21 protein-coding genes and 1 tRNA gene are annotated in these 21,101 nt (G+C 73.7%); 7 read left to right on the top strand and 15 right to left on the bottom strand.

What is annotated here, in order from left to right; all coding sequences use genetic code 11:
- Positions 1-13: 13 nt before the first annotated feature.
- Genes GFH29_RS04115 through GFH29_RS04100 form a run of 4 tightly spaced genes read right to left on the bottom strand, consistent with a single transcriptional unit; the run spans position 14 to position 3,244 of the window.
- Positions 14-577 (bottom strand): glycosyltransferase, encoded by a 564-nt coding sequence (locus GFH29_RS04115; protein ID WP_153337096.1) that lies wholly within the window; start codon positions 575-577, stop codon positions 14-16.
- The gene (locus GFH29_RS04110; protein WP_153322166.1) at positions 574-1,029 is read right to left on the bottom strand and encodes a UDP-N-acetylglucosamine--LPS N-acetylglucosamine transferase; all 456 of its coding nucleotides are present in this window, start codon (positions 1,027-1,029) and stop codon (positions 574-576) included. The genes GFH29_RS04115 and GFH29_RS04110 overlap by 4 nt, the downstream gene beginning before the upstream one ends.
- Positions 1,029-2,480: an exopolysaccharide biosynthesis polyprenyl glycosylphosphotransferase gene (locus GFH29_RS04105; RefSeq protein ID WP_228387755.1), complete on the bottom strand. Its 1,452-nt coding sequence runs from the start codon at positions 2,478-2,480 to the stop codon at positions 1,029-1,031. The genes GFH29_RS04110 and GFH29_RS04105 overlap by 1 nt, the downstream gene beginning before the upstream one ends.
- Before the next feature lie 56 nt (positions 2,481-2,536).
- Complete coding sequence (locus GFH29_RS04100; RefSeq protein ID WP_153322165.1) at positions 2,537-3,244, bottom strand: response regulator transcription factor; 708 nt, start codon at positions 3,242-3,244, stop codon at positions 2,537-2,539.
- Positions 3,245-3,737: 493 nt separating this feature from the next.
- Between GFH29_RS04100 and GFH29_RS04095 the strand changes: the two genes are divergently transcribed.
- Both GFH29_RS04095 and GFH29_RS04090 read left to right on the top strand, forming a co-directional pair.
- Complete coding sequence (locus GFH29_RS04095) at positions 3,738-5,135, top strand: sensor histidine kinase (RefSeq protein ID WP_153322164.1); 1,398 nt, start codon at positions 3,738-3,740, stop codon at positions 5,133-5,135.
- Positions 5,128-5,817, top strand: coding sequence for a response regulator transcription factor (locus tag GFH29_RS04090; RefSeq protein ID WP_153322163.1), 690 nt, complete (start codon positions 5,128-5,130; stop codon positions 5,815-5,817). The genes GFH29_RS04095 and GFH29_RS04090 overlap by 8 nt, the downstream gene beginning before the upstream one ends.
- Before the next feature lie 22 nt (positions 5,818-5,839).
- On the opposite strand, the gene GFH29_RS04085 is transcribed toward GFH29_RS04090, so the two are convergent.
- The 7 genes from GFH29_RS04085 to GFH29_RS04055 form a co-directional block, all read right to left on the bottom strand.
- On the bottom strand, positions 5,840-6,589 hold the full coding sequence (locus tag GFH29_RS04085) for a lytic transglycosylase domain-containing protein (RefSeq protein ID WP_153322162.1): 750 nt from the start codon (positions 6,587-6,589) through the stop codon (positions 5,840-5,842).
- A gap of 113 nt (positions 6,590-6,702) precedes the next feature.
- Positions 6,703-7,503, bottom strand: coding sequence for a 3'(2'),5'-bisphosphate nucleotidase CysQ (locus GFH29_RS04080; RefSeq protein ID WP_153322161.1), 801 nt, complete (start codon positions 7,501-7,503; stop codon positions 6,703-6,705).
- Positions 7,504-7,577: 74 nt separating this feature from the next.
- Positions 7,578-8,171 (bottom strand): aminoacyl-tRNA hydrolase, encoded by a 594-nt coding sequence (gene pth, locus GFH29_RS04075; protein WP_153322160.1) that lies wholly within the window; start codon positions 8,169-8,171, stop codon positions 7,578-7,580.
- A 47-nt stretch (positions 8,172-8,218) separates the two neighbouring features.
- Positions 8,219-8,857, bottom strand: a complete 639-nt coding sequence (locus tag GFH29_RS04070) for a 50S ribosomal protein L25/general stress protein Ctc (RefSeq protein WP_153322159.1) — start codon at positions 8,855-8,857, stop codon at positions 8,219-8,221.
- Positions 8,858-9,151: 294 nt separating this feature from the next.
- Positions 9,152-10,123, bottom strand: a complete 972-nt coding sequence (locus GFH29_RS04065) for a ribose-phosphate diphosphokinase (protein ID WP_153325622.1) — start codon at positions 10,121-10,123, stop codon at positions 9,152-9,154.
- 135 nt (positions 10,124-10,258) lie between these two features.
- Positions 10,259-11,731 (bottom strand): bifunctional UDP-N-acetylglucosamine diphosphorylase/glucosamine-1-phosphate N-acetyltransferase GlmU, encoded by a 1,473-nt coding sequence (gene glmU, locus GFH29_RS04060; protein ID WP_153322158.1) that lies wholly within the window; start codon positions 11,729-11,731, stop codon positions 10,259-10,261.
- Between the two features lies 1 nt (position 11,732).
- A tRNA-Gln gene (locus GFH29_RS04055) sits at positions 11,733-11,811 on the bottom strand.
- Between the two features lie 105 nt (positions 11,812-11,916).
- Here GFH29_RS04055 and GFH29_RS04050 point away from each other — a divergent pair.
- Both GFH29_RS04050 and GFH29_RS04045 read left to right on the top strand, forming a co-directional pair.
- Positions 11,917-13,041: an ATP-dependent DNA ligase gene (locus GFH29_RS04050; RefSeq protein WP_153322157.1), complete on the top strand. Its 1,125-nt coding sequence runs from the start codon at positions 11,917-11,919 to the stop codon at positions 13,039-13,041.
- Positions 13,041-13,643, top strand: a complete 603-nt coding sequence (locus GFH29_RS04045; RefSeq protein WP_228387754.1) for a hypothetical protein — start codon at positions 13,041-13,043, stop codon at positions 13,641-13,643. The genes GFH29_RS04050 and GFH29_RS04045 overlap by 1 nt, the downstream gene beginning before the upstream one ends.
- Before the next feature lie 272 nt (positions 13,644-13,915).
- On the opposite strand, the gene GFH29_RS04040 is transcribed toward GFH29_RS04045, so the two are convergent.
- Complete coding sequence (locus GFH29_RS04040) at positions 13,916-15,001, bottom strand: DNA polymerase domain-containing protein (RefSeq protein WP_153322156.1); 1,086 nt, start codon at positions 14,999-15,001, stop codon at positions 13,916-13,918.
- A 91-nt stretch (positions 15,002-15,092) separates the two neighbouring features.
- Here GFH29_RS04040 and GFH29_RS04035 point away from each other — a divergent pair, with 91 nt between their 5' ends.
- Positions 15,093-16,379 (top strand): GNAT family N-acetyltransferase, encoded by a 1,287-nt coding sequence (locus GFH29_RS04035; protein ID WP_194288908.1) that lies wholly within the window; start codon positions 15,093-15,095, stop codon positions 16,377-16,379.
- Positions 16,380-16,386: 7 nt separating this feature from the next.
- Here GFH29_RS04035 and GFH29_RS04030 read toward each other — a convergent pair whose 3' ends face one another.
- Positions 16,387-16,914 (bottom strand): DUF664 domain-containing protein, encoded by a 528-nt coding sequence (locus tag GFH29_RS04030; protein WP_153322154.1) that lies wholly within the window; start codon positions 16,912-16,914, stop codon positions 16,387-16,389.
- 45 nt (positions 16,915-16,959) lie between these two features.
- Between GFH29_RS04030 and msrB the strand changes: the two genes are divergently transcribed.
- Entirely contained in the window at positions 16,960-17,385 is a 426-nt protein-coding gene (gene msrB, locus GFH29_RS04025) for a peptide-methionine (R)-S-oxide reductase MsrB (RefSeq protein ID WP_153322153.1), read from the top strand.
- A gap of 161 nt (positions 17,386-17,546) precedes the next feature.
- Positions 17,547-18,989, top strand: a complete 1,443-nt coding sequence (locus GFH29_RS04020; protein WP_228387753.1) for an FAD-binding oxidoreductase — start codon at positions 17,547-17,549, stop codon at positions 18,987-18,989.
- Here the strand turns inward: GFH29_RS04020 and hemQ are convergent.
- On the bottom strand, positions 18,938-19,648 hold the full coding sequence (gene hemQ, locus GFH29_RS04015) for a hydrogen peroxide-dependent heme synthase (protein WP_153322152.1): 711 nt from the start codon (positions 19,646-19,648) through the stop codon (positions 18,938-18,940). The genes GFH29_RS04020 and hemQ overlap by 52 nt on opposite strands.
- 46 nt (positions 19,649-19,694) lie before the next feature.
- Positions 19,695-21,086: a protoporphyrinogen oxidase gene (gene hemG / locus GFH29_RS04010; RefSeq protein WP_153322151.1), complete on the bottom strand. Its 1,392-nt coding sequence runs from the start codon at positions 21,084-21,086 to the stop codon at positions 19,695-19,697.
- Positions 21,087-21,101: the final 15 nt, after the last annotated feature.

Here is a 21,101-nt window from a genome sequence, read left to right as displayed (position 1 = left end):
TCGAAGGGTCGGATCAACGAAGCGTGTGCGGGCGGCGCCGCCAACCGGTGCGTCCCGCACGGCGGGACGCACCCAGGAGGAGATCGAGCTCCTCGGCGAGAGCGGCGTGGGCGCGGGCGGTCGCGACGCTCTCCTCGAGAGTGCGGATCGTGCGGGTGCGGGGTCCGGTGAGCAGCGCGGTGTCGATCGCGCTCTGGAGCTCCGCGACGTGGTGGACGGTGCGGACCACACCGGCGGTGCCGACCAGCCGGGCGAAGCGGAGCTGGTGGGAGTCGACGTGCTCACCCAACGCGGGGTCGCGCGGCATGCAGATCGGCACCAGGCCGGCCGCGCGGGCTTCCATGATCGTGCCCGGGCCGCCGTGGCACACCACCGCTGCGGCCGTCGCCAACTCGGCGCTCAGCCGGGCATGGGTCAAGAACCGGTGTCCCTCCGCGACCAGCGGCGGGTCCGCGACACCGTGCTGGATGAGGAAGCGCACGTCGGGGTGGCGCACGGCGGCCGCGTCGACCCAGTCCACGAGACGGTGGAAGGGGTGGTGGTCGGTTCCGACGAGGGCCAGGACGGTGGCCCTCACAGCAGCGGCCCCACGAGACGCGCGTCGGGATAGAAGGCCAGCTGGTCCTCCCACTGCACGATGCGGCGGGTGGTGAACGGACCGCACAGGCGCCCGGTCATCGTCGGGGTGTCGACCCGGTCGTACACCTCGATGAACACCGTCGGGATCCCCATCGCCCGGGCCGCCACGAAGAACGGGACCGCGACACCGGCGCCGGCGCTCACCACGAGCGCGGGCCGCTCACGGCGCAGCACCCGGAGCGCCAGGAACGCGTTGCGCACCAGGTTGGGCAGGTGGCGCGTCGTGGGCGAGAAGGAGTGGATCACGCGCTCGCCGGCCAACCGGTCAGCGACGTCCGCGGTGTCGGGTGCCACCCAGGCCCGGTCGCGTCCGCTCCACCATCCGCGCATGGTCAGCAGCTGGGCCAGATGACCGCCTTGGGAGGTGATCAGCAGGACCTCGGTGGCCATCAGTACGCCCCGCGCCGGCTGGTGACCGCGCGCACGGTGCGCAGGCAGATGCCCAGGTCACGACCGAGGGTCACGTTGTCGGTGTAGCTCAGGTCCAGGCCCACCGACTCCTCCCAGCCCAGGTCGGAGCGGCCGCTGACCTGCCACAGGCCGGTCAGCCCGGGCCGCACGGCCAGCCGCCGCCGGGTCCGGTCGTCGTACGCCGCGACCTCGTCGGGCAGCGCCGGGCGCGGACCGACCAGCGACATCTCGCCGCGGAGCACGTTGAGCAGCTGCGGCAGCTCGTCGAGGGAGGTGCGCCGCAGCACCCGGCCCGCCCGCGTCACCCGCGGGTCATGGTGGATCTTGAACAGCACCCCGGCGCCCTGGTCGGCGTGCGCGATGCTGGCGCGCACCACCTCGGCGTCGGTGGTCATCGTGCGCAGCTTGTACATCGTGAACGGGCGGCCGTGCCTGCCCACCCGGACCTGACGGAAGAACGCCGGGCCCGGGGAGTCCAGACGGACCACGAGGGCCAGCAAGGCCAGCACCGGTGCCGCGAGCCCGAGCAGTGCGAGACCGGCCAGCCGGTCGAGCGCCGCCTTCAGTCCGCGGACGGCGAGCGGCGCCCGGCTGCGGTCGACGACCGCGAAGGGGCTGTTCCCCGACCAGCCCGTCCGCACGCGGTGGCGACCTACGGCGTCGAGCAGGCCGTCCCAGGCGACGGCGATGCGCACCGTGCTGGACTCCAGGCGCCAGCACAGCCGCTCGAGGGTCTGCGGACCGACCGCGCCGCCGGGAAGCAGCACGACAGTGTCCGCGCGCCAGGCCGCGGCGGCCCAGGGGTCGGTGGAGACCGGGAGCGGCACGATCGTGTCCAGCGCGCGGGGCTCGCGGTCCTCGTCGGGCACGATCACCGCGCCGACGACCTCCACATCCCCGCGCATCCGCCAGCCGAGCGCGGTGCGGGCGACGACGGCGGCGTCGCCGGCGAGCACGACCCGCAACGGCGGGCGCCCCAGTCGCACCAGGCCGCGGAGGAGCACGGAGGTCGCCGTGGTGACGGCGACCAGCCCCAGGACCGGCCCCACCTCGGTCGAGCCCATCCCCCAGGAGGTGAGGACCCCGGACAGCAGGACCGTGAGCGCCGCGCGCCCGGTGCCGGGCGCGTCGAGCCAGCCGCGACGGGCCGAGGCCCTGGCCGCCGCCACGACACCGATCGCCGCGGTCAGGACCATGACCAGCGCCACCCAGGGATGCCCGCCGAAGAGCACCGCGGCCACCGCGCCCGCCCCGAGGACACCCACGACCTCACCGCCCGCGGCGAGCGCCGCGTGACTGCGGCGCCCGGCGACCCCGGCGCCCGCGCCGGCCTCGGCCGTGACGTCGGTCAGGGATCCGGCCACCGCCTCGACCGCGGCAGCCGAGAACTGCTCCGGGTCGAGTGCCTGGGCGTCGGCGAACGAGCTCACGAGTGGCCTCCAGGGATGCGGGCGGGGACAAGGGGAAGGTTGGTTCATCGCGGTCGTCACGGCCGCTGGACCGCGTGGGCGTTTCCCGGATTTTGGGTAGTGCCGCCACCGCCGCCAGGGGGCCGTCGCTCCTCCACCAGCGAGGCGTACGCCGCCACCGCCGCCAGCTGGGAGTTCACCGCGAGCTTGCGCAGCACGGCCCGCACCTGGCTGCGGACGGTCGCCTCGGAGACGCCGAGCTGGGCGGCGATCGCCGCGACGTTGCCGCCGGAGTACAGCAACCCGAGGATGGTGAGCTCACGACGGGTGAGGCGGCGCATGCGCTCGGCCAGCTCGCGCTGCTCGGCCAGCACCGCACGCCAGGCGTGGCGCAGCCGGTTGATCTCGGCGGGGTCCATCGGGCGTACCCCGGCAAGAGCGCGCTGCAGCACGGCGGCCAGCTCCTCGAGACCGATGTCGGCGCTCAGCACCCCGAGGGCGTCGGCGTCGAGCGCGGCCCCCCACCGGGGCCCACGGGGCGCCCCGGTGAGCACCAGCCAGTGGCCCGGCCAGGCCGCCAGGATCCGCTGCGCGCGCTCCAGGCGGGCGGTGGGCTCGAGGTCGCTCACGAGCACGCCGAGCGAGGTGCCGGGCGGGACCGGGACGAGTCCGCCCTCGCGCTCCGGCCAGCGGGCGACCCGCGCGTCCCACCCCTGGGTGGCCAGTGCTGCCCGGATCGTCTCCGCCATCAGCATCTGGTCGGAGACGACCAGGACGCTGCTCATCGCGCGCCCTCCGGATCGAGGAGGGGACGACTCACGGACAACCGGGCCGGCCGGTCGGGAACGGGCATGGCCGCATCGTCCGGAGCGGCGGGTGACGGCGGTGCCGTCGCCGCTCCGAGTGCCCTGAATTTGGGGACGCCGCGCCCTGGTTCGGCCCCTCGCGCGCGCTCGCGCGGCGGCGCAGGCTCGCGCGTGTGCGGCCCCGCGACCTTCCCCGGAAGGTAAATGTTGCGCCGCTGGCGGTTTCACTCCGTCCGTTCTTCACCAATAACAGGTAAGCGGAGGCGATCCTTGGTGTTGACCGTGACGCGGAACACAAGCATCGGCCCGGCGAACAGACAGAGGTTCGTTCTCGGGAGGGAGAACCGTGGGGTCGTCCTGACCCCACGGCACACAGGTAAGGGCGCGGGGGGTCGGAGTGTCATCAGGTAGTACCAGTGCGATCAGCTCGTCGCGGTGGGGCGGCGCCTTGGTCGTGTGCGCGCTCCTCGCCGTGCCACTCATCCTCATCGGGGCCACGACCCGGTGGGGCACGCTCGACCGGCTCGCGGTCGCGTCCAGCCTCGTCTTCGCGCCCGCCCTCATCGTCTCGGCGCTCTTCCTCTACCTGCACTGGCGCATCACCGACAGCCGCCCCGTCGCCTGGCTGACCGCCTGCACGATCGTGATCGCGGCGCACGTGCTGGCCCTGGCGGCGCTGCGCACCGGTGGGAGCGGGACCGGTCAGGAAGCCTGGGTGCTCGCCTCCGACCTGGTCGTCGTCTCGATCGTCGCGATCACCCTCGGCTTCTCCGAGACCGTGCCCGTCTTCGCCGACCCGGCCGTCTTCGGCCTGGCCGTCGGCGTGGTGCTCAGCGGCGCCCACGTCGCGGTCGCCCAAAGCGGGTGGGAGCTGCCGCTCTCCACCGCCGGACGCCTCGTCGGAGCCATCGCGCTGGTCCTGCTCAGCCTCCCGATCGTCGCCGGCCTGGCCCGGGTGCCGCTGCCCCGGTGGGCGGCCTTGCGACTGCAGATCGGGCTGCTGCTCTTCATCATGTCCCTGACCGCCGGCCGCCTGGAGGGCGCGCCGGTCGCCGCCCCGGCCATCGAGCTGGTCTGTGGGTTCATCGCCACCGCGACCGTCGGCTCGGCGTCCTTCGCCCTGCTCTGCGCGGCGATCGGCGACGACCTGCGTGCGATCGCCGACCTGCGCCGTTCGCTGGGGGCCATCGAGAACCGCGCCCGCGCCGACCGCGCCCAGCTGCACGAGGTGAAGGGCACGATCGCCGGCATCGCCTCGGCGGTGGAGCTGCTCACCGGCGACTACGGCTACGAGAGCGCGCCGGCCGGAGCCTCCGCGGCCGGCGGCGCCGGTCCCGCGCTGCGCTCCCGGGCCTCCCTGGGCCACATGGTCGCCCAGGAGACGGCCCGCCTGACCCGCCTGCTGCAGAAGCCGCTGGTGGAGGGTGCCTCCGTGGTCGACGTCGATGAGATCCTCGCCCCGCTCGTCACCGCCCACCGCACCCAGGGGCGCACGATCCACTGGGAGCCCAGCGGGCTGCGGTGCCGCGCGGTCCCCGATCACCTGAGCGAGGCCGTCAACATCCTGCTCACCAACGCCGCCGCCCATGCGCCCGGCAGCACCGTGGAGATCCAGTCCTCCCTGGCCCGCGACCGGGTGCTCATCCGGGTCTGCGACAACGGCCCGGGCGTCCAGCCCGACCTGGCCGACTCCATCTTCGAGTGGGGCGCGCGCCGCCCCGAGTCCGCCGGCAGCGGGATCGGTCTCAACATCGCCCAGACCCTGCTCGACGCCGACGGCGGCTGCCTGCGCCTGGACCGCAACTACCGGGGCGGGGCCTCCTTCGTGATCGGTCTCGAGCGAGCCGGTGAGGAGAGCGACGTTGCCTAACCTCCAGCAGCAGCCGCGCCGCCGCACCCGGGTGGTCATCCTCGAGGACCACCACCTGTTCGCCGAGTCCCTCGAGGTGGCGCTGTCCATCGACGGGTACGACGTGCGCCGGGTCGGCGTCAACGAGATCGCCTCCGCCGCCGCGGCGGTCTCCGCGGTGTCCCGGCTGCGCCCGCGCATCCTGCTCCTCGACCTCGACCTCGGCCCGCTGGGGGACGCCGTACGCCTGATCACCCCGATGGCCAAGGAGGGCATCAATGTCGTGGTGGTCACCGCCTCCGACGACCGGGCCCGCTGGGGCGAGTGCCTGGCCAACGGCGCGCGCCGCGTGGTGTCGAAGACCCGTCCGCTCAACGAGGTGCTCTCGGTGGTGCGCCGGCTCAGCCAGGGCCTGCAGGTGCAGGACCCCCAGGAGCGCGAGGACCTGCTGAAGGCCTGGCGCGACCAGCGCGCGAGCCAGCAGGACGTGCGCGGCAGGCTGAACTCCCTGACCCCGCGCGAGCGCCAGGTCCTCGGTCACCTGATCGCCGGACACCAGGTGCGCGAGATCGCCCGTCTCGGGGTGATCTCCGAGGCGACCGTCCGCACCCAGGTGAAGTCGATCCTCTCCAAGCTGGGGGTCTCCTCCCAGCTCGCCGCGGTCGGCCTGGCCAACTCGGTGGGCTGGCGCGTCGACGCCTGAGCGGGTCGCGCGACCGGCCGGGTCAGGCGGTGCGCTCGGCGTAGCTCGTCGCCGCCGCGTGCACGTCGAGGACGTACTGGCGCGAGTGGTTGTAGGAGAACACCGCGTCCGACCAGCCGTCGCCGGAGGTCAGGTCACGCTCGTCGTGGCACAGGTAGCGCGCCGCCGCCAGCGCCGCGTCGTCGAGGTCGTTGGGGTCCGCGACGCCGTCGCCGTCCCCGTCAGCGGCCCAGGTCTTCCACGTGGAGGGGATGAACTGCATCGGGCCGACCGCGTGGTCCCAGCGGTCGTTGCCGTGCCAGCGCGAGCTGTCCGGCGTCGCGGGGATCGCCGCGAAGTCCCCCGCGCCGTCGAGGGCGGGGCCCAGGATGCGCGCGGAGGAGTGCCCGTCCTCGCCCAGGGTGCGGCCGCCGATCGTGCCGTGCTGGGACTCCACCCAGCCGATCCCGGCCAGGGTCGTCCAGCCCAACGCGCAGGTGCGGCCCACGGAGAGCTGGGCGGTGGCGTAGGCGCGCAGCGCCGTGGCCGGGATGCCGGCCTGCTCGGCGGTGCGGGTCAACCACGCGGTGTCGAGCTGGGGTACGCCGACCGGCTGGTCCGGGGGCACCACGGGGCTCTGCGCGGTCGTGGGCGCGGGCGCCACGACGTACGGCTGCTGGATGGTGGGGACCGGCTCGGGGCCGGCCAGCACCGTCTGCGACCCCGCCCAGCCGAGCCCGGCGACGGCGAGGAGCGCCGTGGCCAGCGACCCGATGAGGCGCGCGGGCCTCACCGGGCGCGGCCGACGACGCCAGCGCGCGGGCGCGGGTGCCGGAGGTCACGGGACATGGCGCCAGTATGGCCGGGCCCGCGGACCGCGGCGATTCGAGCCCGCCCTGGGCGAACTCAGCCCGCGGAGGTGACCCCGTGGCGCTCGATGAAGTCCAGGATCTGCGCGGACAGCTCGGGCCGGCACACGATCAGGTCGGGCAGGTAGACGTCGTCCTGGTTGTACTCCAGGGGCGTGCCGTCGATGCGGGAGGTGAACAGCCCGGCCGCGCGGGCCACCGCGACGGGGGCGGCGGAGTCCCACTCGTACTGGCCGCCGGCGTGCACGTAGGCGTCGGTGAGGTCGCGGGCCACCGAGATGACCTTGACCCCGGCGGAGCCCATCGGGACCAGCTCGGCGTCCAGCTCCGCGGCCAGCGCCTGCACGAAGGCCGGCGGGCGGCTGCGCGAGACCGCGATCCGCGGGCGCGGGGCGGTCGACGGGGGCACCACCGGCGGGGCGCCGGTGTGGAAGGTCTCCCCCAGGGCGGGCTGCGCGACGGCGCCCGCGGTCAGGTCGCCTCCGTCGGCGTTGCGCTCCCACAGTGCCACGTGCACCGCCCAGTCCTCGCGTGGCACCTCGGAGAACTCGCGGGTGCCGTCGAGCGGGTCCACGATCCACACCCGGTCCTGGGTGAGGCGCTCCTTGTCGTCCTTGCCCTCCTCCGAGAGCACGGCGTCGCCAGGACGGTGCTCGGCGAGCAGGCTCATCAGGAGCTCGTGGGCGGCGCGGTCGCCGGCGTCCTTCAGCTCCCGGCCCTCCAGGCCCTCCTGGCGCACCTCGAGGAGGCGGCGCCCGGCGGCCTCGGCCAGCCAGGTGGCGAGGACGTGGTCGTCGGTGGCGGCGGCGGGCGGCGGGGTTCCGGGGTCGAAGCTCACGCCCCGGAGCCTATCGGGACAGCCGGACCCCGGCGTCGCCGCGTCGACCAGCACCGCCCGCACGGGCGGCGCGGTCAGGAGTTGAACTTCTGCTGGGTGCGCTCGAGCCCCTCGGTCACGAGGCACTCGACGGCGTCGGCGGCGGAGTCGACACCGAAGGGCAGCAGCTTGCGCTCGGCGGCGGAGTAGTTGGACAGCACGAAGTCGGCGACGTCCTGGCGTCCGGGCGGGCGGCCGATGCCGACGCGCACCCGGTGGAAGTCGCCGGTGCCGAGCGAGGAGCGCATCGACTTCAGGCCGTTGTGGCCGTTGTCGCCGCCGCCCAGCTTGACCCGCATCGTGTCGAAGGGGATGTCGAGCTCGTCGTGGATCGCGACGATGTGCGCGGGGTCGACCTTGTAGAAGCTGGCGAGCGCCTTGACCGGGCCCCCGACCTCGTTCATGTACGAGCGCGGCTTGGCCAGCACGACCCGCGGGCCGGGCCGGCCGGGCGCGCCGAGTCGTCCTTCGACGACCTCGGCGCGACCCGACTTGTGGGCGCGGAACGACGACCCCATCCGGGAGGCCAGCTCCTCGACCACGAGGTAGCCGATGTTGTGGCGGTGCCCGGCGTACGTCGGGCCGGGATTCCCCAGCCCGACGACGAGCCACACGGGTGCGTCGGTCACGGAGTCCCGGCCCTTCGTAGGAGTGCGTGTTCAGTGGTGCCCGGAGGTCACTCCGAGTCGGCGGCGGCCTCGGTCTCGGGGGCGTCCTTCTCGATGCCGGCCTCGGCCTCGGCCTGCTCCAGGTCGGCCTCGAGGGCGGCGGCGCTGACCTGCTCGGTCACGTTCACGATCAGCGTCGCGGGGTCGACGAGCAGCGAGACGTCCTGGGGCAGCGGCAGGTCGGCGGCGGTGATCAGGGTGCCGGCGACGGCGCCCTCGACCGAGACCTCGATCTGCTCGGGCACGTGGGTGGCCTCCGCCTCGAGCTGGATGCTCGAGGCCTCGGTCACGACCAGGGTGCCGGGCTTGGCGTCACCGGTGACGATGATCGGGACGTCGACGGTGACCTTCTCGCCGCGGACGACGGCGACGAAGTCGACGTGCTCGATGACGCGCTTGATCGGGTCGATCTGGACCTGCTTGGTCAGGGCCAGGTGGGTGTCGCCGTCGATGGTGAGCTCGAGCAGCGCGTTGTAGCCGTGGTGCTTGAGCGCCATCATCGTGGCGTGACCCGGCAGCATCACGTGCAGCGGGTCGGCGCCGTGGCCGTAGACGACGGCGGGGATCTTGTGCTCGCGGCGGATCCGGCGGGCGGCGCCCTTGCCGAACTCGGTGCGCTTCTCGGCGGTGATCTTCTCGGCGGACATGCGACTCTCCTGTTGCGTGCAGACATTCAAGGGACCGGGGGGTCGCCGTGCGAGATGTTCCGCCGATCACAGTGCGGCACACGAGACGAGCCGGCCCTGTCGATCACGGAGCCGCGAGCCCGGTGGACCGGACGCGCTCCCTCGCCGAGGCAACTGCAGAAGTCTAGGCGCGGGCCCCGCCGAGCGCCCAATCCGCGTGCCTGAGCACGGCGTCCGGCCGCGCCCGTCCGACGCACGAGGACGCCACCGCCTGAGTGGCGATGGCGTCCTGGTGGTGCGGGTGGGCCGGTCGGCTCAGGCGTGACCGTCGAACATCGAGGTCACCGAGCCGTCGTTGAAGACCTCGCGGATCGCGCGGGCGACCAGCGGGGCGATCGAGAGCACTGTCAGCTTGTCGAAGCGTCGCTCGTCGGCGATCGGGAGCGTGTTGGTGACCACGACCTCGATGGCGGGGCTGTTCTTGAGCCGGTCGACGGCCGGGTCGGAGAGGATCGCGTGGGTGGCGGCGATGATGACGCCCGCCGCACCCTCCTTCATCAGGGCCTCGGCGGCCTTCACGATCGTGCCGCCGGTGTCGATCATGTCGTCGGTCAGCACGCACATGCGGCCGGCGACCTCACCGACCACGCGGTTGGCGACCGTCTCGTTCGGGCGGTCCGTGCGACGCGTCTTGTGGATGAAGGCCAGCGGCGCGCCGCCCAGCTTGGCCGACCAGCGCTCGGCGACCTTGATCCGGCCGGCGTCCGGGGAGACCACGCACAGCTGCTCGCTGCCGTACTTGGACAAGACGTACTCGGTGAGCAGCGGCAGCGCCATCAGGTGGTCGACGGGGCCGTCGAAGTAGCCCTGGATCTGGTCGGCGTGCAGGTCGACCGAGATCAGCCGGTCCGCGCCGGCGGTCTTGAACAGGTCAGCGATCAGGCGCGCGGAGATCGGCTCGCGGCCGCGGTGCTTCTTGTCCTGGCGGGAGTAGCCGTAGAACGGCATCACCACGGTGATCCGCTTGGCCGAGGCGCGCTTGAGCGCGTCGACCATGATCAGGTGCTCCATGATCCACTCGTTGATCGGAGCCTTGTGGCTCTGGATCACGAAGGCGTCGCAGCCGCGGACGGACTCCTCGTAGCGGACGTAGATCTCGGAGTTCGCGAACTCGTACGCCGAGGTGGGCACGAGGTCGGTGCCGAGGATCCCGGCGACCTCCTCGGCCAGCTCGGGGTGTGCCCGACCACTGAAGACCATCAGGTTCTTCTCGGTGGTCTTCTTCATTCCGGTCACAAGTGACTCCTGGATCGCCGGGAGGGGATAACGTCGATTGTGCCCTCCCCACGCGAACTGCCTCAAAATCCGGTCCGCGTCTGAGACATCACGTGTGAGCCCGCTCTCGTGCGACCCGCGGCCGCCCTACTCCGGCGAGGGCTGGCTGTCCTGGTCGCCCGGGTCCGCGGCCTCGCGGGCGGCCCGCGCGGCCTCCGCCTGCGCGGTGCCCGGGCGACGCCGCTCGACCCAGCCCTCGATGCTGCGCTGCTCCCCGGCGCTCACGGCCAGCGCGCCGGGCGGCACGTCGCGTCGTACGACGGTGCCGGCACCGGTCGCCGCGCCGTCGCCGATCTCGACGGGCGCCACGAAGGTGTTGTTCGAGCCGGTGCGGGCGTGGCGACCGACCTTGGTGCGGTGCTTGGCGACCCCGTCGTAGTTCGCGACGATGGTGCCGGCGCCGATGTTGGTGCCCTCGCCGATCTCCGCGTCGCCGATGTAGGACAGGTGGGGCACCTTCGCCCCCGCGCCGATCTCGGCGTTCTTGGTCTCCACGAACGCGCCGATCTTGCCCGCGTCGCCCAGCTGCGTACCGGGACGCAGGTAGGAGAACGGGCCGACGTTGGCCCCGGCGCCGACGACGGCGAGCTCGCCGTGGGTGCGCACCACCTTGGCGCCCTCGCCCACCTCGCAGTCCTTCAGCGTCGTGTCCGGCCCGACCACGGCGTCCTCGGCTACCGAGGTGGCGCCGAGCAGCTGGGTACCCGGCAGCAGCGTGACGTCGCGGGCGAGCACCACGTCGGCGTCCACCCAGGTCGTGGCGGGGTCCATCACCGTGACGCCCTCGCGCATCCAGCGGGTCAGGATCCGGCGGTTCATCTCCCGGCCCAGGTCGGCCAGCTGCACCCGGTCGTTGGCGCCCTCGGTCTGCACGACGTCGTCGATCACCAGCGCCCCGACCGCCAGGCCGTCCTCGCGCGCGATGTTCACCGTGTCGGTGAGGTAGTACTCGCCCTTGGCGTTGTCGTTGGAGATCCGCGGCAGCGCCGAGAGCAGGAACTCGGCGTCGAAGGCGAGGATGCCGGAGTTGATCTCGGCGATCTCGCGCTGCTGCGGCGTCGCGTCCTTCTCCTCGACGATCGCGACGACCTCGCCCTCCTCGTCGCGCACCACCCGGCCGTAGCCGAACGGCGCGGGCACCACGGCGCTGAGGATGCTGACCGCGCGCTGGGCGGCCTCGTGCTCCGCGGCGAGGGCGCGCAGCGACTCCCCCTCGAGCAGCGGGGTGTCGCCGTAGGCCACCAGCACGGTGCCCTCGACGTTGCCCTCGGCCGCGATCAGCGCCTCGACGGCGACGCGGACGGCGTGGCCGGTGCCGGCCTGCTCCTCCTGCACGGCGAGCACCGCCTCCGGCATCAGCGCGCGCACATGCGGCCCGACGACCTCGCGCTGGTGCCCGACGACCGTCACCACCCGGTCCGCACCGGACCCGGCGACCGCGGTCAGCACGTGGCCGATCATGCTCCGTCCGCAGATCGGGTGCAGCACCTTCATCGTCTTGGACTTCATCCGGGTGCCTCCACCCGCGGCCAGCACGATGACCGTCAGCTCACGACTCATGCTCCCCGGGTAGGAGTCGAACCTACGTCGCTAGTCCTGATTCAAAGTCAGGCGGGCCCTGCCGGCAGACCAACCGGGGAATGTCCCTCGCGGGAGCTGTTCCCTGCGCGGACATCGACCGATCTTGAAGAAGATCTCCGTCAGGGGACTGCCACACCTTAGTTGCTCGCCCTACGCTCGCACCCGTGGACCTGCCCGTGTTGCCGCCCGTCCAGCCGATGCTCGCCAAGTCCGTGTCCGGGCTGCCCGCCCCCAATACCCACGGCGGCCTGCTCTTCGAGCCGAAGTGGGACGGCTTCCGCTGCCTGGTCTTCCGCGACGGCGACGAGGTGGAGCTGGCCTCGCGCAACACCAAGCCGCTGACCCGCTACTTCCCCGAGATCGTGGCGGCGGTGAAGGAGCAGCTGCCCGAGCGCTGCGTCGTCGACGGCGAGATCTTCGTGGCCCTCCCGGCCGAGGGCGGCGGGCGCCGGCTGGCCTTCGAGTCGCTCCAGGAGCGCATCCACCCCGCCGCCTCACGGGTCGCGTTGCTGGCCGAGGAGACGCCGGCGGGGTTCGTGGCCTTCGACCTGCTCGCGCTGGGCGAGGAGTCGCTGATGGCGCGCCCCTTCGCCGAGCGGCGCGCCGCGCTCGAGGACGCGCTGGCCCACCTGGCCGGGCAGCACGGGCCCTGCTTCCTCACCCGCACCACGACCGACGCGGCCGAGGCGCAGCGCTGGTTCACCGAGTTCGAGGGCGCCGGGCTCGACGGGGTGGTCGCCAAGCCGCTCGACGCGCCGTACCGGCCGAACGTGCGCACGATGCTCAAGGTCAAGCACGAGCGCACCGCCGACGTGGTGGTCGCCGGCTACCGCGAGCACAAGACCTCCACGCCCGAGCGGCCGCTGCTCGGCAGCCTGCTGCTCGGGCTGTACGACGCCGACGGCCACCTCCAGCACATCGGGGTGAGCGCCAGCTTCACCGCCGCCCGGCGTGCCGAGCTGATCGAGGAGCTGGCACCGCTCGTCGTCGCGCTGGAGGAGCATCCGTGGGGCCACTGGGCGCAGGCGCTGACTGCGAACCCCGATCGGGTACCGGGGACGCAGAGCAGGTGGAGCGCCGGCAAGGACCTCAGCTTCGTCCCGCTGCGGCCCACGCGAGTCCTGGAGGTGAAGTACGACCACATGGAGGGATCGCGACTTCGCCACACCGCCCAGTTCAAGCGGTGGCGGCCCGACCGGGACCCGGCCTCGTGCGGATACGACCAGCTCGAGGAACCCGCCGGCTACGACCTCGCCACCATCCTGACCAGCACCCCGGAAGGCACCTGATGAACGAGCAGAGCCCGTCCCCGTCCCCTGCCGGCAAGCAGCCCAACGACAGGATCGACGACGGCATCGGCACCTATGACGTCGTGCTCCTCGTCGAGCAGGCCCTGTCCGCGAGCGACGCCGCACAGGTGCACTCGCTGCACGACACCATCGCCGACCAGGTCGTCTACCACGTGCTGTTGCCGCTGGAGGACGCCGCGTCGCGCATCGAGACCTCGCTCGGCACCCTCGGCGCCGGCGACATGATGGCCTCGCCGGCCATGGCGATGGAGGACATCGACCTCGACGCGGTCCGCGAGGACTGCCGTGACCGCGCCAGCGAGGACCTCCAGCGCACGCTCACCGCCCTGCGCGCCACCGGCGCCCAGGCCTCCGGCGAGGTGACCGCCGCGCCGCCCGTCGACGCGCTCGCGGCCAAGGTCGAGGCCGTCGGCGCCGCCGAGGCGATCATCTTGACCCGCCCGCACCTCGTCGCGGAGTTCTTCCACGTCGACTGGTCCTCGCGGGCCCGGCGCCGCCTCGGCGTACCTGTCCTGCACCTGCTCGAGCGCGAGACCTTCGACGAGCAGGCCGGCGGCGGTGAGGGCGTCACCGGCGTGTGAGCCGGCTGTTACCCGACGCTGGGTGCTCTGTGGATCTTCTGTGGACCTCGCCTCCCTAGTGTTTCGGTCACAGGCAGACATCACCTCGTGAGGTCTGCCGGACCGGCGGCCCCTGGGGGGAGCCCGCCAGTCCACGAACGACGGAACGGCCCGCACCGCGCGTCTGGGGGGAGGCGCGGGCGGGCCTTTCCTGTTCCCCGAGTCGGCGCCAATGGCGGCGCGAGTCGGCCCTCATGGCGCACCGAGTCGGCGCCAATGGCGCGCCGAGCGGCTCAGCCGTCGCGCCGCTGCCCGTCCTCGGTCCAGTGCTCCGCGACCTTCTTGCTCGGCTGCACCCGCGGCGGCTCGCCCGGCATCTTCGGGTAGTCCGGCGGATAGGGCAGCTCGACGGCGCCCTGCTCCTCCCACAGCGCGAGCAGCGGCGTGAGGTCGTGGTGCACCTCGTCGATGCCGGCCCACGGGTCGCCGTGCTCGGCCAGTCGCTGCGGCACCGTCAGCAGGTTGAGCCCGCGGGGGTCGGTGAGCTCGGCGAGCTCCTCCCACGCCAGCGGGGTGGAGACCGGGGCGCCGGGCAGCGGACGCAGCGAGTACGCCGAGGCCATGGTGCGGTCGCGGTTGTTCTGGTTGTAGTCCACGAAGATCCGCTCGCCGCGCTCCTCCTTCCACCACGCGGTGGTCACGCCGGGGTCGCGCCTCTCCAGCTCGCGGCCGAACGCGATCGCGGCGTGGCGCACGTCGACGAACTCCCAGCGCGGCTCGATGCGGACGAAGACGTGCACGCCGCGGTTGCCGGAGGTCTTGGCGAACCCGCGCATCCCGAGCTCCTCGAGCAGCACCCGCGCCTGTCCCGCGACGCGTACGGCGTCGGTGAACGAGGTGCCCGGCTGCGGGTCGAGGTCGATGCGCAGCTCGTCGGGGTGGTCGACGTCGTCGCGGCGTACCGGCCAGGGGTGGAAGGTGAGCGTGCCCATGTGGGCGCACCAGACCGGGACCGCGATCTCGTGGGGGCAGATCTCCTCCGCGGCGCGACCGGACGGGAAGCGCACCTCGACGGTGCGCAGGTAGTCGGGGGCACCCTTGGGCACCCGCTTCTGGTAGAACGCCTCGGCATCCTTGTCCTGCGGCCCGGTCGCCAGCCGCATCCCCTCGCGTACGCCGCTGGGCCAGCGCTCGAGCGCGGTCGGCCGGTCCCGCAGGGCGCGCATCAGGCCGTCCTCGACGCTCGCGACGTACTCGGCGACCATGAGCTTGGTGATGTCGGGCGTGGTGGCGGTGGCCTCGTAGATCACCCGGTCCGGGGAGGAGACCCGGACCGACCGCTCCCCCGCGCTGACCTCGGCCGCCGTCGTCTTCGCCATGGCGACACGCTAGCTGCCCGCTCCCGGTCCGCGGGGCGCGGAAAAACCCCGGACGGCGCCGACGGTCCGCGCTTTCGTACATTTGCGGCTCGTGAGCACCCACGACGACCTGACCTTCGCCGTCCTCGATCCGCAGGCCGAGGACCCCCGCACCACCGAGCTGCTCGCCGGCTGGGGCAAGGCAGTCGTCCGCGGCTTCCACCAGGCGCGGATGGACGAGACCGGGCACCGCCTCTGGCTGGAGGCCACCCGCGCCGACCGGGCCGTGCTGCGCGGGGCCTGGCCGGCGCGCACGACGGTCGGCTCCGCCACCGTGCCGGTCGCGACGTTCTGCAGCTTTGACAAGGAGCTGAACGTCGGCGGCGGGCACCTCCTCCCGCTGCGGATGATCACCGACGTCACCGTCAGCCCGACGCATCGGCGCCGAGGCCTGCTGCGCAGTCTGATGACCGCCGACCTCGCCGACGCCGCGGAGCGCGGCGTGCCGGTCGCCGCGCTGACCGCGACCGAGGGCTCGATCTACGCCCGGTTCGGCTTCGGGGCCGCGACCTGGCGCCAGCAGGTCCTGGTCGACACCGACGCCCGCTTCGCGCTGCGCAAGCCGGTGGGCCCGGGCTCGGTCGAGCTCGTGGAGCCGGGCGAGGCGTGGCCGGTGATCAGGGCCGTCTATGACCGGCACCTCGCACAGGTGCGCGGCGCGTGCGGTCGCCCGGAGAACTACGAGGCGATGCTCACCGCGCGCTACGACTGGGAGGAGCGCGGCCCGGACCACAAGATGTGGACCGCGATCCACCTCGACGCGTCCGGCACCCCGGACGGCTACGTCTGCTACGGCCCGGTCGGCGAGGTGGCGGGCCGCCCGACGCTGCAGGTGAGCGACCTCGTGGCCCTCGACCCCGCCGCCCACCTGGGGCTGTGGCGCTACCTCGCCGACGTCGACCTGGCCGACCAGGTGCGCCACCGCACGGCCGTCGACGACCCGCTGCCCTGGGCACTGGTGGACCCGCGCGTCGTGCGCGCCACCGGCACCAGCGACCTGCTGTGGGTGCGGGTGCTCGACGTCCCCGTCGCGCTCGCGGCTCGCCCGTGGTGGGCCGAGGGCGAGGTCGTGCTCGAGGTCGACGACGCGCTCGGCCACGCGGCCGGGCGCTGGCGGGTGCGCGCCCGCGACGGGCACGCGCAGGTGACGGCCGACCCCGACGGCACCGCCCCGGCGGTGCGTCTGGACGCCGCCGCCCTCGGCTCGCTCTACCTCGGCGGGGTGTCGGTGGGCACGCTGCACGCGGCCGGACGCCTCGAGGGGCCGGCCGACGCGGTGGCCACCCTGGCCGCCCTCGCCGACGGCGGCCCCGCGCCGTACTGCTCGACTGCCTTCTGAGCGCGCCTCACTCGCCGGTGGGTCCGCCCGCCACCTCGACCGCGAGGTCGAGGTGGCCCGCATGGCGGGCGTACTCCTGGAGCAGGTGGAAGCAGATCCAGCGCAGGTCCGGAGGCTCCTCCCCGGTCGCGGGCCCGAACCGGCCCCCGGTGCGGGCGCGGGTGTCCAGCGGGGTCGTGGCCAGCACCTCCTCGGTGCGCGCGACGGTGGCTCGCAGGTCGGCGGCCACGTCCTCGAGCGTGCGGTCCTCGGCCACGTGCCAGCGGGTCGCGGTGTCGCCGCGCCACCAGTCGCCCCAGGGGTCGGACACCGGCTCGGCGAGGAAGCCCCACACGATCCAGCGCCGCTCCACGTGGGCGACGTGGTCGAGCAGCTCCAGCGGCGTCCATCCCGAGGGGACGTGGGGCCGGCGCTGCTCGGCGACCGGCAGCGACCCACAGCGCTCGAGCACCGTGGCGCGCAGGAAGCGCAGGTACGCCGCGTGGTGCGCGGCCTCCTCGCCCAGCCCGGGGCCCGGCTCCTCGCGCGTCACCATGCCGGCAGGCTAGCGCGGCTCGGGAGCCCCCGTACGATGCGAAGCATGGGCTACGACGTGGAGAAGACCGACGAGGAGTGGCGCGAGCTGCTCTCCCCCGAGGAGTACGCCGTGCTGCGTCAGGCGGGCACCGAGCGGGCCTTCACCGGCGAGTACAACGACACCGAGACGACCGGCATCTACCGCTGCCGGGCCTGCCAGGCCAAGCTGTTCGAGTCGGACACCAAGTTCCACTCCGGCTGCGGCTGGCCGTCGTTCTACCAGCCGGTCACCGACACCATCGAGTACATCGAGGACACCTCCCACGGCATGAAGCGCGTCGAGGTGCGCTGCGCCTCCTGCGGCTCCCACCTCGGCCACGTCTTCCCCGACGGCTATGGCACCCCCACGGGCGACCGCTACTGCATCAACAGCCTGAGCCTGACCCTGGAGCCGGCCGCACCTGCCGAGGGAGCCGGCGAGCAGCTGTAACGCGGGGTTGTCGTCGCTTCACCCGCGGTGTGCGACGGGTGAAGCGACCACAGCACGGGTGAACCCGGCCGGATCGCGGCGCGGATCGGCAGAAATGGGGTCGCGGGCCGGCGCTCGGGTGGTCACGCTGGAGGGACGGACGAGCCCGAAGGACCGGCGCCATGACCACATCCAACACCGCCGCCGCGCTGCGCGGCCTCTGCGAGATCCACCTCCCCGACGATCCCGGGTACGACGATGCCCGGCGCCCCTGGAACCTCAGCGTCGACCAGCGACCCGCCGCGGTCGCCGTACCGTCCACGACGCGGGAGGTGCAGGCCCTGGTCGCGGCGGCCACGGCCGCCGGCCTCCGGATTGCGCCGCAGAACGCCGGTCACGGTGCCGCCGCACTGGCCGCGGACGGACTGGACGACGTGGTGGTCCTGCGGCTCTCCGGACTCAGCGACGTGAGCGTCGACCCCGACGCCTGCACGGCCCGCATCGCCGGGGCCACGACCTGGGGCCAGGTCGTGGCGGCGTCCTCGCCGCACGGGCTGACCGCCCTGCACGGCAGCGCCCCGAGCGTCGCCGCGATCGGCTACCTGCTCGGCGGCGGGATCTCCTGCTACGGCCGCGCCCACGGGCTCGCCACCAACTCGGTGCGCGGCCTCGACGTCGTCACCGCCGACGGCGCCCTGCTGCACGCCGACGCCACGGAGCACGCCGACCTGTTCTGGGCGCTGCGCGGCGCCGGCGCCAACCTGGGCGTCGTGGTTGCGGTCGAGATCGACCTGATCGCCCAGCCCGACGCGCACGCCGGGATGATGCTGTGGGACCGCGAGCACGCGCCGGCCGTCGTGGCCGCCTGGGCGAGCTGGACCCGCGATCTCCCCGAGTCCGTGACGAGCGCGTTGCGCATCATGAGCTTCCCGCCGCTGCCCGAGCTCCCGCCCTTCCTGCGCGGGCGCGACCTGGTGGTCGTCGACGGCGTCGCGCTGGAGGACGACGACCGGGCCGCCGGGCTGCTGGCCCCGCTGCGCGCGCTCGGCCCCGAGCTCGACACCTTCGCCCGGATCCCGGCGCTGGGTGTGCTCGACGTCCACATGGACCCGCCCGAGCCGACGCCCGGCGTCGGCGACCACGCGGTGCTGGGGCCGCTGGAGGACGACGCGGTCGCGGCGTTCCTCGGCGTCCTCGGTCCCGGCACGAGCTCCGGGGTCACCATCGCCGAGCTGCGCCACCTCGGCGGCGCCCTCGCCCGCCCGGACGCCGCCGGCGGTGCGCTGTCGGCGGTGCCCGGCGACTACGCGCTGATCTGCATCGCGATGGCGCCCGACGCCGGGGCCGCCGCACGCCGGCCGGGCCGCCGCGGCGGACGTCGTACGCGCGATGGCGCCGTGGACGCTGCCCACCCGGATCCCGACGTTCACCGAGGCCCGCACGGACCCCACCACGATGTACGACGCCGCCGCCCGGGAGCGGCTCACCGGGCTGCGCGACCGGTTCGACCCGCAGCGACGGCTGCTGGCCAACCACCCGGTGGCGGCTGGCGAGCGGCTGTGACGCCGACCCGTCAGGGCAGGCGCGCGACCAGGTCGCCGACCGGCGCCAGGGAGCCGGTGTAGAACGGCACCTCCTCGCGCACGTGGCGGCGGGCGTCGGAGCCGCGCAGGTGACGCATCAGGTCCACGATCCGGTAGAGCTCGTCGGCCTCGAAGGCGAGCATCCACTCATAGTCACCGAGCGCGAACGACGCGACGGTGTTGGCGCGCACGTCGGCGTAGTCGCGGGCCATCTTGCCGTGCTCGGCGAGCATGCGGCGGCGCTCCTCGTCGGGCAGCAGGTACCACTCGTAGGAGCGCACGAACGGGTAGACGCACACGTGCGCCTTGGGCTCCTCGTTGTTGAGGAACGCCGGGACGTGGCTCTTGTTGAACTCCGCCGGGCGGTGCAGCGCCATCTGCGACCACACCGGGTCGAGGCGGCGCCCGAAGCGGGTGCGGCGGAAGCGGTGGTACGCCGCCTGCAGCTCCTCCGACGTGGTCGCGTGGGTCCACACCATGACGTCGGCGTCGGCGCGCAGGCCCGACACGTCGTAGGTGCCGCGCACCACGACGTCGGCCTCGGCGAGGTCGGCGAAGAGCTTCTCGAGCTCGGCGGCCTCCCCCGCGCGGTCGGCGTCGTCACCGAGCACGTCGCGCAGCCGGAACACCGACCACATCGTGTAGCGGATGGAATCGTTGATCTCGCGGACGCGGGCGGCGTTGGACTTGGTCTCGCTCATGCCCCCATTGTCACCAACCGGCCCAGCGCCGAGCGCCCGGCCCCGGTCAGCCCGCGGCCGACACCTCGGGCGGGACCAGCCGCGCGACCGCAGTGCGCGCCGAGGCCACCACCGCCGGGATGCCGACCCCGTCGTACGCCGCCCCGCAGACCGCGAGGCCGGGCACCTGCTCGACCTCGGCGCGGATCCGGGCGACCCGCTCGAGGTGGCCCAGGGCGTACTGCGGCAGGCCACCGCCCCAGCGCTGCACGTGCACATCGACCGGCGTCGCGGTGAAGCCGGTCGCCTCGGCCAGGTCGGCCAGCGACCAGGCCACCAGCTCCTCGTCGCTCGCCTGCAGGGCGGCCTCCTCGCGGTGCCGGCCCAGCGAGGTGCGCAGGTGCACCAACGGCTCCTCGGCCGCCGCGCCGGCGCGGCGCACCCAGCCCCACTTGGCGAAGGAGAACGTGGCCGCCTTGATCCGCCGCCCGTCCACCGGCGGCACCAGGAAGCCCGAGGACCCGGCCGCCTCGAGCGCCGCGGCGTCGGCGGCGCGGAAGGCCAGGCTGACCACCGCCATCGAGGCGTACTCGATGCCGGCGAGGTCGGCGGCCGCCGCCGGCGCCAGGTCGGCGAGCAGCCGTGCGGTGGGTGCGGCGGGCGTCGCGAGCACGACCGCGTCGACGTCGAGCGCCACCGGGGCCGTCGTCGGCCCGGTCACCAGCCGCAGGCCGGTCCCGGTGCGCTCCAGTGCCCGCACCGTCGTGGACAGCCGTACGTCGAGCGACGCGGCGAGTGTCTCCGGCAGCCGGCCCATGCCGCCGGGCAGCCCGGCGAAGACCGGACCGTCCCCGCTGCTGGGCAGGGCGGCGCCGAGCTCGACCAGCGAGCCGCGCTGGGCCAGGGCGAGGAGCTGCGGGACCGCCGCGCGGGCGGACAGCAGCCGCGCGTGCCCGGCGTACACGCCCCCGAGCAGCGGCTCCACGAGCCGGTCCACGACCTCCTCGCCGAGGCGGCGGGCGACCAGGTCGCCCACGGTGACGTCGTCGTCAAGGACCTCCGGCGGCAGCATGGGCTCGCGGCGGACCCGCTCGAGACCCTCGGGGCTCAGCACGCCGGAGGCGGCGAGCTGGTCGAGGTCGAGCGGCACGCCCATCAGCGAGCGCGGCAGCGTCCGCAGCGCGCCGCGGGTCCAGATCCGCGAGGAGACGACGGCGGGGTGCTCGACCTCCAGGCCGAGCGAGCGGGCCAGGTCGACGCCCTCGGGGCGGCGGTGCAGCATCGCCTCGGCACCCACGTCGACGGTGACCCCGGCGACGTCGGTGCGCCAGATCTTGCCGCCGACGCGGTCGGCGGCCTCGAGGACCACCACCTCGCACCCCCGCGCGGTGAGCTCGTGGGCTGCGGTGAGGCCGGCCAGGCCGGCACCGACGACGGCGACTCGGGTCGGGGAAGGCACGGCCTCAGGCTATGC

Source organism: Nocardioides sp. dk884 (assembly GCF_009557055.1).
In the GTDB taxonomy this organism is placed as follows: Bacteria; Actinomycetota; Actinomycetes; order Propionibacteriales; family Nocardioidaceae; genus Nocardioides.
This window is presented reverse-complemented; position numbering and strand designations above follow the sequence as displayed.

Excerpts from the sequence above, each read along its gene's own strand:
- GFH29_RS04100 (WP_153322165.1), bottom strand. The coding sequence starts at position 3,244 with ATGAGCAGCGTCCTGGTCGTCTCCGACCAGATGCTGATGGCGGAGACG.
- GFH29_RS04020 (WP_228387753.1), top strand. The coding sequence starts at position 17,547 with ATGACCACATCCAACACCGCCGCCGCGCTGCGCGGCCTCTGCGAGATC.
- GFH29_RS04030 (WP_153322154.1), bottom strand. The coding sequence starts at position 16,914 with ATGGTGACGCGCGAGGAGCCGGGCCCCGGGCTGGGCGAGGAGGCCGCG.
- GFH29_RS04070 (WP_153322159.1), bottom strand. The coding sequence starts at position 8,857 with ATGTCCGCCGAGAAGATCACCGCCGAGAAGCGCACCGAGTTCGGCAAG.
- GFH29_RS04110 (WP_153322166.1), bottom strand. The coding sequence starts at position 1,029 with ATGGCCACCGAGGTCCTGCTGATCACCTCCCAAGGCGGTCATCTGGCC.
- GFH29_RS04040 (WP_153322156.1), bottom strand. The coding sequence starts at position 15,001 with ATGGCGAAGACGACGGCGGCCGAGGTCAGCGCGGGGGAGCGGTCGGTC.
- GFH29_RS04065 (WP_153325622.1), bottom strand. The coding sequence starts at position 10,123 with ATGAAGAAGACCACCGAGAAGAACCTGATGGTCTTCAGTGGTCGGGCA.
- hemQ (WP_153322152.1), bottom strand. The coding sequence starts at position 19,648 with ATGAGCGAGACCAAGTCCAACGCCGCCCGCGTCCGCGAGATCAACGAT.
- GFH29_RS04045 (WP_228387754.1), top strand. The coding sequence starts at position 13,041 with ATGAACGAGCAGAGCCCGTCCCCGTCCCCTGCCGGCAAGCAGCCCAAC.
- glmU (WP_153322158.1), bottom strand. The coding sequence starts at position 11,731 with ATGAGTCGTGAGCTGACGGTCATCGTGCTGGCCGCGGGTGGAGGCACC.
- msrB (WP_153322153.1), top strand. The coding sequence starts at position 16,960 with ATGGGCTACGACGTGGAGAAGACCGACGAGGAGTGGCGCGAGCTGCTC.